This window comes from Vibrio sabulosilitoris (genome assembly GCF_055391395.1).
In genome coordinates this window covers 212,460-224,134 of the sequence record NZ_AP029600.1, presented here as the reverse complement: position 1 = coordinate 224,134, position 11,675 = coordinate 212,460, and the positions used below count along the sequence as shown (strand labels likewise).

Genomic DNA, 11,675 nt, shown 5'->3' with positions numbered 1-11,675 from the left:
CGAGAGGCGAGAGGCGAGAGGCGAGAGGCGAGAGGCGAGAGGCGAGAGGCGAGAGGCGAGAGGCGAGAGGCGAGAGGCGAGAGGCGAGAGGCGAGAGGCGAGAGGCGAGAGGCGAGAGGCGAGAGGCGAGCAAATTTGCGGTGTTGACATAATACTGTCAACCTATTTCCAACCTTTACCACCACTATCTAGTGCTACGCCACCTCGAGCGAAGCGTACTCGCAGTGAAACGATCTCGACTCTCGACTCTGACCTCGCCTCTCGCAGGGCAAAGCCCGATCTCGATTCTCGCCTCTGCCGGTGCCTATCGATTCTGCTCCCAGAATTGAACAGGCTTAACTGAACTGTCATGGATATTTTCATACAATACGAGGCCTTAGTTGTATTGAATGAGAGATTGTTATGACCACTGTACGCTATGGAGAGCAGTTGATAGAGCCGAGTAAGATACTCTGTGTGGGACGGAACTATGTGGAACATATCAAAGAACTGGGTAATTCGATTCCTGATGAGATGGTGGTGTTTAACAAGCCAGCGACCTCTATTGCACAGCAATTAAGTGCCCAGCATCAAGAGCCATTGCACTATGAAGCAGAGATCTGTTTTCTTTACCAGCTGGGGAGACTGGCTGCAGTGGGGGTTGGTTTAGACCTAACTAAACGTGAGCTGCAAGGTCGACTAAAGCAAAAAGGGTTACCTTGGGAGCGCGCAAAGGCATTTGATGGCTCGGCGGTATTTAGCCGTTTCATAGCAACTCAAGAAATCGATATCAACAACCTGCAGATTGAGCTGTATGTCAATTGCGTTAGAGTGCAGTGCGGGCATGTGGAGCAGATGCTGTATCCACCGGCAATAATTCTTGCTGAGCTTAAGAGCTATACCACGCTTCAAGATGGTGATGTGATTATGACCGGCACGCCGAGTGGTGTGGGAGTTGTACATCGCAGGGATGTGTTTCGGGTTTGTCTTAAGCTAGGGGATAAGACTCTGATTGAGACGGAGTGGGTTGCGCAGTAGAGAAGCGAGCGAGAACATTTTCTAAATCAGACAACCACTGTCAAGTGTTCCACCGCCTCAAGCGAAGCGTACTCGCAGTGAAACGACCTCGACTCTCGGCTATGCTTTTTCACGACTCTGCTTTTCCGCATAAAAAAACGGAGTGGTTGCCCACTCCGTTTTTGAATCTTTTCTATATCAACCTAGATTATAGATAGATACGAGCACCTAGTGCCCAAGCATCAGTGTTGCTGTTGTCGTTTAGGTCAAACTGGTAACCTGTGTAACCAACAACGTTTGGCGCGAAGTTGTACTCAGCGTTAATAGCCATAACTTCAGTTTCAGTTACAGAGCGTACGCCTTTTGCATCAGCTTCTACTACTTCGTAGTTGATGCTGAAATTTAGGCTGCTTGGCAATGCGTAAGCTGCAACAACTTCGTAAGAATCTGTGTCTAGGTTCTTTTCTTCAGTCATTTGGTAAATACCAGCTACGTATAGACCGTTGCCGTAAGAACCGTACTTAGCAGATAGTACGTTGAAAGTTACGTCATCGCCACTTACTGTACCTGTGTTGTATGCATAACCAAGCTGCGCGCCTGCGACAGAGTAAGTTAGAGCGATTTGAGCACGTTGACCAGTAGGATGCTCAGCACCTTGCCAACCTGCACCGAAGCCAATTGAACCAGCATCACCTAGCTCTACACCGTTACGGTAAGAAACCATTTTATCAGCACGGGTTTGACCAGTCTTAGTGAAACCAGCACCTTCAACACCGCTGTATAGGAAGCCGTTTGCGAATGCGATTGGCATATCAGTTACAGAAGCAACGTCGTAGTATGGTGCCCACTGAGTACCCACTACTGCACGACCTAGGTCTTCGTGAGTCAGACCCATGTAACCTAGACGAGTAGTGAATGAGTTTTCACCACCGTTAAGGAAGTTAAGTGCCCACTCACCACGCGCGTCAACAGTGAAACCGTTGTCTAGTTCTTGAGTTGCCGTCATGTTGATACGAGATGAAGTCGTACCTACTTCTGTTTTTTTGTCGACTTCTTTGCCTTTAACAACGATCTTATCGCCGCCATTTAGGTTAGCAGAAACGTGACCGCTGATAGAGAACGTTGTACCGTCCTCGTTGTAAAGTTCAAAAGCTTGAGCGCCGAAAGTAGTAGTCGCTGCGATAGCGATCGCTAGAATTTTTTTGTTCATTTTAAAGTCCATATTTTTTTCTTGGTCACCGACACTCTGCTTTTTATAGGAGAGCCCAAAAAGCGCCTTCACTTCATGCCGGTTCGCGAAATGATAAACGCCTAATTCATTGAGTTTCACAAGAATCCATCTTGTCAGTCGCAATGACTTAAGAGCAATTAACCAGTGACATCGACTCTACACACGAACGTCATAAAAGTTCCATAAAACAATCAAAAACGAACAAAACACATTTTATAAAACCCATAAAATCATAAAAATCAGACACATAAACAAAAACATAAAAACCTCAATTACACACTCTTTAGGTTTTTTATGAGCCAGCGCACAAACTGTACGGAACTAAGATCACACTCGATTGATTTTGGCGTGAATAGTAATGCACTTTTAGTGCCTTTCTAGCATAGAGATCCGACCACTTATTTGACGTCAAAATGAGCAATCTTTAGACAAAAAAACCAACCAACTCATTTACTTAAGCAAATCAACAATGACATCAAAGTGTCACATATCAGCCATGAAAGTGTCATCCAATCCTTCTAACTTAGGCACCATCTTTCGTACGAGCATGAAAGCTCATATCTAATAAATAAGGTAAATGACAATGAAAACTTCAGCAGTGGCAAGTGCACTTTTTCTAGCTCTAGCTTCTACATCTACAGTTGCTGCAACTGTATACAGCAACGACGGTACTGAGCTTTCAGTTGGCGGTCGCGTTGAATTCCGTGGTGATATCCAGTCGGACGATGACAATACTATCGCTGACAAAACTCGTGCACGCCTGAATGTGAAAGGCTCATCTCAGGTGTCTGAAGACCTAACTGCATTTGGTTTTTACGAAGCAGAGCAAGAAGCTGGAGCAGAGTTTAAAAACCGTTACATGTTCGCTGGTCTAGATACTAACTTCGGTGCATTCTCTGCAGGTACACAGGACCAAGCAGCAGTAATGATCTCTAATATCTCGGACATCACTACTTTCTCTGGTAACCAACAAAACATCAATGCGAGTTCTGACAAGCAAACGGGTGTTCTAGCATACAACGCTAACTTTGACGCACTACAAGTTGGTGTTACTTACGCTGGTTCTAACGCAGATGACGCTTTCTCTCTAGCGGCAATCTATGCACTGCCAATGGGTCTTGACCTTGGTCTTGGCTACTCAGCTCAAGATGACCAAAACGAGTTGATTGCAGGTTTAGCATACTCATTAGACGCTCTATACATTGGTGCTACTTTCGGTACTGGTGAAGATAAAGATGGTGACGACTTCACTACTATCGAGCTTGCTGGTGAATATAAAGTAGCTTCTAACATTGCTCTTCAAGCGATGTACGCGAATAAAGAAGTTGATGACAACACTGACACTGACATTGCTGAACTAGGCGCAGTTTACCGCTTCAACAGCAACATGCGTACTTACGCTGCATACCAATTTGACCTAGACGACAGCGACAACAGCAAACTACGTGTTGGCCTACGTTACGACTTCTAATCAGTCATAACATCGTTCTGACAAACTATCCCTTATCCAAAAGGTCGAGCCCCCGCTCGGCCTTTTTAATTTTTAGCCACACCCCAAAGTACTGCCTCGTCGCCCTTTTTGTATCTAAACACAAATTTTGAAATAAAATTCTTCTGCCGCCTTTCCTATACTGTAACCAACTCATAAAAAAGGAATTCACCATGCCAACACCAATCAAAGTCACCCTATATCGCTGGGCAGGAAGCTGGGGACCATTTAAGGTCAATATTCCGTGTGGTGAGTGCACGCTAACTAAAGATATCCTCAAAGACACCTTTGAGGGCGAATTAGCGGGTATTCCAATTGAGCTTGAGACAAAAGATTGGTTATCACACTGGTGGGAGCCACTAAAAGCCGGAGGTTGGCATGCCCCAATCATCATGGTTGAGGGCAAGATCATCAGTCAGGGTGAAGCGCTGAATCGCGGTGTGCTGGTACAATCAATCATCGCTCAGTGGGCACAGCAAGATGAGCTCAAAGGTAATGTCGTGTTTGGCAAGGCGACTTGCCCATACTGTGTCAAAGCCAAGCAAGCACTGGATGAGGCAAACATCGATTACAACTACTTTGACGTTGTGCGTGACAGCGCAGCACTGTATCGAATGATCCCTGAGGTCAAAGCCATTATTGGTGAGAAAACGCCAGTGACCGTTCCACAGATTTGGCTTGATGGTGAATATGTCGGTGGCTTTGACAAGCTAGAGACGCACCTAAAAAAGCGCGATGAGCATTTGCAACCAGACAATATTGTTAATATCGACTCACGTGCCAGCTAAAAATCCAACATGAATTGTGCCGCATAATGCCCGAGTACTCGGGTATTATTTTGCTGTTTTTTTGCGGAGAAATCGCAAAGCGCCTCCTATACTTTTAACACCAAAGGGATTTTTAGGGCGAGGTATTGGTGACTAACAATAATAAAGACCAATCCTTGGAAAACCTATCTGTACTGGTTGTTGATGACTGCAGTGCCTCACTTCTCCTATTTAAGCAGCAGCTCAAACAGATCGGTGTCCAAAAAGTACGCAGTGCAACCAATTATCACGAGGCACTTTCGCTGGTGGGTACGCACCGATACGATGTCATTTTGCTTGATTACCATCTCGATCAATCGGTCACGGGTACTCAACTGGCGACCATCTTTTCTCGTCGCAAGTTGATTAGTCGCAGTACTGGGCTATTGCTGATTTCGAGCGATAGCAGCAAAGAGACTGTGCTGACGGGCCTGTCAGATCAGATCCCGCACTTTATGAAAAAGCCGTTTAAACCCGCCGATCTTTCCAAGCGTTTAATGCAGGTTCATCGTGACCAACTAGCGTTGCGTCAACTCGAAGACCTATTATTTGGGGAGCATGCGCAAGACCCTACTCAATACGATGAGTTGAGTTTGGTCAAAATTGTGACTCGAGCGCCAACGCCAGTATTGGCAGAAAGCTACATACTACAAACCCTGATCTCCCAACAACGCTGGGAACACCTTACCCGTTGGCTTGCACACTCACCACTGCCTGTACATGCTCAAAAGCTGATAGCCAAAGCACGCCTGCTGGCTAATCAAGGAGATATCACCCAAGCCCTGAGCTTGGCCGAGGACTATGTTCGCGATAACCCGCTAGCGATCAAAGTCATTGATCTTGTCTGCCAGCTTTATACTGAAAATGGTCACTATGACCAAGCTTATCGCTACGCTAGACTCGCCTTTGATAAAACGCCGAGCCTAAGCAGTCGAGCGATTTGTGCCGCCAGGCTGGCAACTGAGCTCAACAAGTGGGATAGATTGATTGAAGTCGGCCGCCTTTACGCCAACTCCTTATCGATTGCAGACATATCATGGATAAGCGCTATGGTGGCGTATGGTCAGTGTCTGCAACAAGCCTTCTCACAACTGATGGTAGCAGACAAACGAGAGCACTTTACCAACCAAGTAAACGACATCTTTAGCCTCACTCATCAACGCCTATCCCACGCACAACGCCGCTCACTTGAGCTGTATAAACAGCTGTTCGTTATTGGGGTTCGTCATCAACAAGCTCGCCATAAAGAGGCAAAAAAAATCCTGCTATCGGCAGTTTTGCCTTTTATCGATGATGTCGCTAAAGTCCCGACATGCTTACTTATCGAGTGTTACTTCAAGCTGCACTTCTACAATGAACTCTGGTTCGCCAACAAAGTCGCCGATGAAATCGACAAGCGAAGTGTGTTTGATGAAGAAACAGAAAGGCTATTGCAGAACTATCACGAGTACCGCAAGCTCATTCCTAAAGAAGAGAAGTCCACGGCTTTAATCGCACCTCAGACAACTAGTTCATAATACTGAACACCCAGAAAAGACAAAACCCCGAGAGCCTAAACTCTCGGGGTCAAAATCCTTGTCGCCAATCTTTAGCAAAAAAAGCTCTCCACTAAAGAATAAGGGAGAGTAACTGTCCACAACCATCCGCGCTGTGATCTTCTCTACCTTAAGCTCGGCTGCTGTTTGCACATCGGTGCCAACAGACCGCTACTTGCTGGTTTTCTTAAATAGGCGTTTAAGCATTGATGGCTTTTTCACTTTTGCAGTGGCTGCACCGTAAAACGACTCTTCAAGAATGCGCTTGGCAATTTGGTGGTTAATGTAAACCGAACCCAGTTCATTGTGACCTGTCATCGTCTTGCCTTATGAATTGTAATTAACTTTCAAATCGCGACGAATTATACGCCACAACAAGCACAAAACAAGACATTGGTCACATTTTTATAAAATCAAATATCAACGTAAGGACATCTATTGCGAGATCGATCAATGAGACAAAGGCACAAGCCTAAACTCTAGCTACCTACCACTCGCACCTCGGAACAAAGTGAACCACGCTCCCCGCCCCTGTCTTTACCGTTTGGGCTGACGATAAGTCTTACCCGCAGCTTGGTAAGTTTCTTTCACCTTAACCTCAAACTGACTGTCAAAGAACCAGGCAACAAAGCGGATGATATCATCCCCTTCATTCATCACATGCTCGACATACTCTTGCTCGTTACCTTCATCGTCGGCTTGCGTAGTCACATGGTAGATGCGCTGCTCGCCCTCTACCTCAGCAAGGGCAAACTGCCCAGTCAGGCCTTGCGCCGCCTCGGCAACATCCTTATCTTCAACGGCCTTTAGGGCGTTGAGTGCACTTGGCAAGTCAGCAAGTTGGCAAAGCTGTTTAACCAGTTGTTCAAATTCGTTGTGCTGCATAATTACTCCACGATCTCCCAGCTGTGCGTCATTTCAACCCCTTCACCCAGCATTAAGCATACTGAGCAGTATTTCTCTAGTGAGTCTGCTGCCACTTTTTCAACAATGTTCGGGTCAAGCTTGTCACCCTTGACGACAAAGTGGATATTCACCTTGGTGAAAATACGCGGCGCAGTTTCACGACGCTCTGTGCTCAAGCTTGCCACACACTCAGTGACCGCTTGCTGCGCCGTTTTTAATCCATCGACCATATCAACGGAGCTACAGCCACCTGCTGCCATCAGCACCATCTCCATCGGGCTTGGCGCCGTTGCCCCACCATTGCCATCCATCACCACGGAGTGACCGGACTGGGACTGTCCCAAGAACTTAAAGTCCTCAATCCATTTAACTTCTGCTTGCATCTGTGTTTCTCTTAAATTGCTATTGGCTATCTGCCGGGAAGATCACCCCGGTCTGATGGCGAATGTCGGTAATGATTTGAGCCACCAGCAACGATCGCTCGATATACTCTGTTGTCATCTTGTTTTTCGTGACTTGATTGGCAAACACCCGCGCCTCATACAGCATTGGGTTGTCGTCTTGTGCCACGGTCAAGTCCTCGCACGGTCCACCACGGCGGATACGCTCAACACGGCGCCCAAACGAGACCATGTCGATCAGTACACTCCCCGACTCTCCCTGAATCTCACTCGGTGTCTGCGCATCACTGGTTTTAGAGTGGGAGAGCACGACGTTAAACTGAGGATAGGACAAAATGACACTGCCGCTACCATCGACACCAGAGTCAAGGCGATGCGCACTGGCATGAATGGTATCAGGTGCACCAAATAATTCCACCGCCGCACCTACGCAATAGTAACCAATATCCATGATCGAGCCATTAGAGAACTCAAGGTTAAACGTATTGGGGTTTTCTCCGTCGAGATATTTTTGATAGCGAGAGGAGTATTGGCAATAACTGAGGTGGGCCAATCGCACTGGCCCAATGCTTTCAACTGCCTGCTTAGCAAGCTGAAAGTTAGGAGTAAATGGCGCCATGTAAGCCTCAAATAACACCACGTTACTCGCCTTTGCCACCTCAAACATCTGCTCAACCTGGCGAATATTCGAGGCCATCGGCTTTTCAACCATGACATGCTTGCCCTGTCGCATCATGATCATGGCCTGAGAGGCATGCAGCGAGTTGGGGCTAGCAATATAAACCGCATCCACTTCTGCGCTTGCTGCCAGAGATTCAAGGCAATCAAAGTAATATTTTGCCGTGTATTTTCTCCCAAACTGCTTGGCACTGGCCAGTTTACGCGAGTAAACCGCAGTGAGCGTATACTCACCACTTTTTAGCGCTGCCGCAACAAAGCGATCGCTAATCCAATTGGTACCGATAACGGCCAAACGTATCATATCTATCTCCTAAACCCATTAGCCTTATTCTGATTGCTATAGGGTGACTCACAGCGTCGCCACAACCCTGATCGCGAGTGCGATCAACACCACCCCGGTGAGACGGTCAATCAGCTGTGCACGCGAGCGCACCCGCTCTAATAGGGCTGCGCTAGAAAGGAGTAAAGTAATCAAGGTATACCAAAGACCATCGACAATTAACGGCGTCAGAACAATTACAGCATGGTTGGCAAGCGAGTCGGCCAGAGCGACAAATTGGCTGAACAGTGCGGTAAAAAACACCATAATTTTCGGACTGAGTAGCGCAATCATCAGTCCTTCTCGCGCCGCCTGCCAGGCGGATGTCGGTTGCCCTTTCTCTAGCTTCTCTACCACTCCACCCTTTGAGCGCAGCGCGTTCCAGCCTAGATAAGCAAGATAACCAGCACCAAGCAAGGTGATGATTTTAAACACCACTGGTGCTTGTTCAAGCAGAACGCCGAGGCCGGTGATGGTAATCATGGCATAAAAGCCAATTCCTATTGCATGCGCCCAAGCGGTAGCAAGGCCGTTGATTCGTCCCCCCGCTAAACTGTGTTTTGCCACCATAGCGAGGCTCGGCCCCGGCGACATTGCCCCTAACAAACAGACCAAAAATAATGAAAACCAAATTGATAGCGTCATCGCTTCTATCCCTAAAACAGAAATACCGATATCCAAGACAGCATTTGAGACCACTTGGGTATGACATCAGACTAGAACTTTCTGTTTTTTATCACTGTTTTCTAACTTATTCATCTTTTTTGTCGGTACTTTAATCATCTAGGCGGGATGGCGGCAACCAATAATGAACGCAGCCCCGGCCCAAAACGGCCAAACTTGGGTTATGAATCAAAGGCAAGGTCAGAATTGATGCGAATTACAAAAATCGAGTTGCAAGGCAGCCTGCCAGCCCTGCGGGTCTCTCTCCAGCTATTTGCCACTGAGTAATTTGAACAGCAGTGATGAGAAGCAGTATCACTAAACAGCATGCCCCATTGAGAATAGGAGAAAACGGTCACCCTCCGGCACTAACAGGAAGTAATACTCTAGTCGATGGGGATTTCAAACTGCATAAAGATATCGCCCTGATAGCTTTCATGCCAGCGATAGTCGAACCTAAGACGTGGTTCTCCGGCACTTTTATCACCAATACCAAAGCTAAATTGCAAGCCATGGCTTAACAGCCACTCTTCATAGGTCATCATGTGAACATCCTGCTCTAACTCTTCAGGAAGCCAAACCCCAACACCAAAGTAATTATTCGACAGGCGTTGAGTCAAAAATGGCGCATACTCACCAGAGATAAGCCATTGATCCCAGTAGGAGGTACCGACATCAAACTGGTTGCTACCTGGCTTCACTCTTAGGGCAGAGAAGGTGTTAGCAACGTAATCCATGCCGTCTTTTACTGAAAAACAGACCCCGGGGCTTTTCATCACGACAGAATCCACGCCGTGATGAGATTGGGCAGGGTAGCGAGTATCAAATAGATCACACGCGTGCACTGGGGCGCTGATTGCCCCCAAAGCTAAAATGACAACGAGAGATGGTTTTCCCGTAAACATATAATTCCCAACCCCAAAACAAGCCTAGTAACAAGATCTTAAAAACGACAATTAATAACAATATCATAAACTGACTAGCACAAATTAACAAAACGTGCTTCGTCTGCGCTCTAAGTTTAGTTATTAATCGGCTAGAACTGAATATTCTTTAGCATTTGGGTAACGCTTGGCGTGGTTAAGTGCATTATCGACTGTCCATTCGCAACGGCATGGCGAATATCTGTACTACGAACCGCTATTTTCTCAGGACACGCCAATACCGACCAGCGCTTAACAATATCTTCAGCGCGGTAGAACTTGGCAAAATTGAATAAGTTATCCGGACCTAAAACAAAGGTGAAGTCGATATCTGGATGTTGAACAGACAGGGCATCAAGAACCGCAAACGTGGTGACGCTCTCTCCTGGTTGATACAAGCTCTCCTCTATCGTTGATCGCAAGATCTTCTCGTGTCCCAGATCCGAAATAAAAGCATCAACAAGTTGGCAGCGTTTCGAATAGTCCAACATTGATTTTCCCCAGGCGTGGGCGATACTCGGTACAAGCCACACTTGATCGAAATGGAGTAAGGATTCAATCACACTCTTATGACCCAGACTAGGCGGGTTAAACGCGCTACCAAAAAGCGCTACTTTCTTATTCATAGAATCAACATTAATCAAAGTCAGCAAGTAATGGCGCAGCAGTCATGCCAGTAAAGCAATTCCACCGCTCGAAAAAAGTCATCAAGTTCGCCAACACCGAGTGACTTGGGGCAATAACTTGGCTTATCATACTACGAGTTACTTCAATTTTTATACCTGAATTGCTTTGGCGCACGCTATCTATAAATTATGCGTTGTGGCTTTGTTGGTATATGTGGGAATCAAGGGAATAGCAATGGAACAACCGATCCGCGAAGAAATGCGCGTCCTACCTGAGATTGACGTTGATTTTGAGATCACGCGTCGCGTCAACTTTATCAAACAAAAACTTATCGAATCTGGCTGTAAAGCAGTCGTGCTCGGTATCAGTGGTGGCATTGACTCGACCACATGTGGCCGCTTGGCACAACTTGCAGTGGATGAGCTTAATCAAGAGCAAGGCTCTGAGGCGTACCAATTTGTTGCCGTTCGTCTGCCTTATGGTGAACAGAAAGACGAAGACGAAGCACAGTTAGCACTGAGCTTTATCCAGCCGTCACACTCTGTGTCAGTGAATATCAAGGCTGGTGTCGATGGTATTCATGCTGCGACGCACACGGCACTAGAGGGAACAGGTCTGCTACCACAAGACCCAGCTAAGGTTGATTTTGTCAAAGGCAATGTTAAGGCGCGTGCCCGTATGGTCGCCCAGTACGAGATTGCTGGCTACGTAGGCGGACTGGTATTAGGGACTGACCATTCGGCGGAAAATATCACGGGTTTTTACACTAAGTTTGGTGATGGCGCCTGCGATCTCGCCCCACTGTTTGGCCTAAGTAAACGCCAAGTGCGCCAGCTCGCCGCAAGCCTCGGCGCTCCAGAGCTATTGGTGAAGAAAACACCAACTGCCGACCTTGAGGAACTCAGTCCACAAAAAGCTGACGAAGATGCGCTGAATCTTACTTATGATCAGATTGATGACTTCCTAGAAGGCAAACCTGTCAGCGATGAAGCAAAACAAACGCTGATCCGTATCTACCAAGTCACCCAACACAAACGCCAGCCAATCCCAACGGTCTACGACTAACGCAAAAGTGGCTCTACTGGAGCTGCGTAAATA

13 protein-coding genes are annotated in these 11,675 nt (G+C 47.0%); 5 read left to right on the top strand and 8 right to left on the bottom strand.

All coding sequences use genetic code 11. The features are described 5' to 3' along the window. Nucleotides 1–402: 402 nt before the first annotated feature. Entirely contained in the window at nucleotides 403–1,017 is a 615-nt protein-coding gene (locus ACZ5R2_RS16910) for a fumarylacetoacetate hydrolase family protein (RefSeq protein ID WP_464903409.1), read from the top strand. A gap of 187 nt (nucleotides 1,018–1,204) precedes the next feature. On the opposite strand, the gene ACZ5R2_RS16905 is transcribed toward ACZ5R2_RS16910, so the two are convergent. Beyond that, nucleotides 1,205–2,206: a porin gene (locus ACZ5R2_RS16905; RefSeq protein ID WP_464903410.1), complete on the bottom strand. Its 1,002-nt coding sequence runs from the start codon at nucleotides 2,204–2,206 to the stop codon at nucleotides 1,205–1,207. Nucleotides 2,207–2,810: 604 nt separating this feature from the next. On the opposite strand from ACZ5R2_RS16905, the gene ACZ5R2_RS16900 reads away from it, so the two are divergent. The 3 genes from ACZ5R2_RS16900 (at nucleotide 2,811) to ACZ5R2_RS16890 (ending at nucleotide 6,039) form a co-directional block, all read left to right on the top strand. Continuing rightward, on the top strand, nucleotides 2,811–3,698 hold the full coding sequence (locus ACZ5R2_RS16900) for a porin (protein ID WP_464903411.1): 888 nt from the start codon (nucleotides 2,811–2,813) through the stop codon (nucleotides 3,696–3,698). A gap of 191 nt (nucleotides 3,699–3,889) precedes the next feature. Beyond that, complete coding sequence (locus tag ACZ5R2_RS16895; RefSeq protein WP_464903412.1) at nucleotides 3,890–4,504, top strand: glutaredoxin family protein; 615 nt, start codon at nucleotides 3,890–3,892, stop codon at nucleotides 4,502–4,504. Nucleotides 4,505–4,632: 128 nt separating this feature from the next. Beyond that, nucleotides 4,633–6,039: a response regulator gene (locus ACZ5R2_RS16890; protein WP_464903413.1), complete on the top strand. Its 1,407-nt coding sequence runs from the start codon at nucleotides 4,633–4,635 to the stop codon at nucleotides 6,037–6,039. 189 nt (nucleotides 6,040–6,228) lie between these two features. Here the strand turns inward: ACZ5R2_RS16890 and ACZ5R2_RS16885 are convergent, their stop codons facing one another. The 7 genes from ACZ5R2_RS16885 to ACZ5R2_RS16855 all read right to left on the bottom strand — a co-directional run bounded on the left by ACZ5R2_RS16885 (nucleotide 6,229) and on the right by ACZ5R2_RS16855 (nucleotide 10,576). Then, on the bottom strand, nucleotides 6,229–6,375 hold the full coding sequence (locus ACZ5R2_RS16885; protein WP_464903414.1) for a hypothetical protein: 147 nt from the start codon (nucleotides 6,373–6,375) through the stop codon (nucleotides 6,229–6,231). Nucleotides 6,376–6,594: 219 nt separating this feature from the next. After that, on the bottom strand, nucleotides 6,595–6,942 hold the full coding sequence (locus tag ACZ5R2_RS16880; protein ID WP_464903415.1) for a hypothetical protein: 348 nt from the start codon (nucleotides 6,940–6,942) through the stop codon (nucleotides 6,595–6,597). 2 nt (nucleotides 6,943–6,944) lie between these two features. After that, nucleotides 6,945–7,346, bottom strand: coding sequence for an OsmC family protein (locus ACZ5R2_RS16875; protein ID WP_464903416.1), 402 nt, complete (start codon nucleotides 7,344–7,346; stop codon nucleotides 6,945–6,947). A 19-nt stretch (nucleotides 7,347–7,365) separates the two neighbouring features. Further along, nucleotides 7,366–8,346, bottom strand: a complete 981-nt coding sequence (locus ACZ5R2_RS16870; protein ID WP_464903417.1) for a Gfo/Idh/MocA family protein — start codon at nucleotides 8,344–8,346, stop codon at nucleotides 7,366–7,368. A gap of 48 nt (nucleotides 8,347–8,394) precedes the next feature. Continuing rightward, a complete protein-coding gene (locus ACZ5R2_RS16865; RefSeq protein ID WP_464903418.1) occupies nucleotides 8,395–9,009 on the bottom strand; it encodes a LysE family translocator in 615 nt (204 codons plus the stop codon). A 404-nt stretch (nucleotides 9,010–9,413) separates the two neighbouring features. Further along, complete coding sequence (locus tag ACZ5R2_RS16860; RefSeq protein ID WP_464903419.1) at nucleotides 9,414–9,932, bottom strand: hypothetical protein; 519 nt, start codon at nucleotides 9,930–9,932, stop codon at nucleotides 9,414–9,416. A 131-nt stretch (nucleotides 9,933–10,063) separates the two neighbouring features. Next, the gene (locus tag ACZ5R2_RS16855; protein ID WP_464903420.1) at nucleotides 10,064–10,576 is read right to left on the bottom strand and encodes a nicotinate-nicotinamide nucleotide adenylyltransferase; all 513 of its coding nucleotides are present in this window, start codon (nucleotides 10,574–10,576) and stop codon (nucleotides 10,064–10,066) included. A gap of 235 nt (nucleotides 10,577–10,811) precedes the next feature. Here ACZ5R2_RS16855 and nadE point away from each other — a divergent pair, with 235 nt between their 5' ends. Beyond that, the gene (gene nadE / locus ACZ5R2_RS16850; RefSeq protein ID WP_464903421.1) at nucleotides 10,812–11,642 is read left to right on the top strand and encodes an ammonia-dependent NAD(+) synthetase; all 831 of its coding nucleotides are present in this window, start codon (nucleotides 10,812–10,814) and stop codon (nucleotides 11,640–11,642) included. Nucleotides 11,643–11,675 lie beyond the last annotated feature (33 nt).

What these genes read in the sequence shown, in the direction of transcription:
- ACZ5R2_RS16855 (WP_464903420.1), bottom strand. Translation starts at nt 10,576, where the DNA reads ATGAATAAGAAAGTAGCGCTTTTTGGTAGCGCGTTTAACCCGCCTAGT.
- ACZ5R2_RS16870 (WP_464903417.1), bottom strand. Translation starts at nt 8,346, where the DNA reads ATGATACGTTTGGCCGTTATCGGTACCAATTGGATTAGCGATCGCTTT.
- ACZ5R2_RS16885 (WP_464903414.1), bottom strand. Translation starts at nt 6,375, where the DNA reads ATGACAGGTCACAATGAACTGGGTTCGGTTTACATTAACCACCAAATT.
- ACZ5R2_RS16880 (WP_464903415.1), bottom strand. Translation starts at nt 6,942, where the DNA reads ATGCAGCACAACGAATTTGAACAACTGGTTAAACAGCTTTGCCAACTT.
- ACZ5R2_RS16860 (WP_464903419.1), bottom strand. Translation starts at nt 9,932, where the DNA reads ATGTTTACGGGAAAACCATCTCTCGTTGTCATTTTAGCTTTGGGGGCA.
- ACZ5R2_RS16875 (WP_464903416.1), bottom strand. Translation starts at nt 7,346, where the DNA reads ATGCAAGCAGAAGTTAAATGGATTGAGGACTTTAAGTTCTTGGGACAG.
- nadE (WP_464903421.1), top strand. Translation starts at nt 10,812, where the DNA reads ATGGAACAACCGATCCGCGAAGAAATGCGCGTCCTACCTGAGATTGAC.
- ACZ5R2_RS16910 (WP_464903409.1), top strand. Translation starts at nt 403, where the DNA reads ATGACCACTGTACGCTATGGAGAGCAGTTGATAGAGCCGAGTAAGATA.
- ACZ5R2_RS16900 (WP_464903411.1), top strand. Translation starts at nt 2,811, where the DNA reads ATGAAAACTTCAGCAGTGGCAAGTGCACTTTTTCTAGCTCTAGCTTCT.
- ACZ5R2_RS16865 (WP_464903418.1), bottom strand. Translation starts at nt 9,009, where the DNA reads ATGACGCTATCAATTTGGTTTTCATTATTTTTGGTCTGTTTGTTAGGG.
- ACZ5R2_RS16905 (WP_464903410.1), bottom strand. Translation starts at nt 2,206, where the DNA reads ATGAACAAAAAAATTCTAGCGATCGCTATCGCAGCGACTACTACTTTC.
- ACZ5R2_RS16895 (WP_464903412.1), top strand. Translation starts at nt 3,890, where the DNA reads ATGCCAACACCAATCAAAGTCACCCTATATCGCTGGGCAGGAAGCTGG.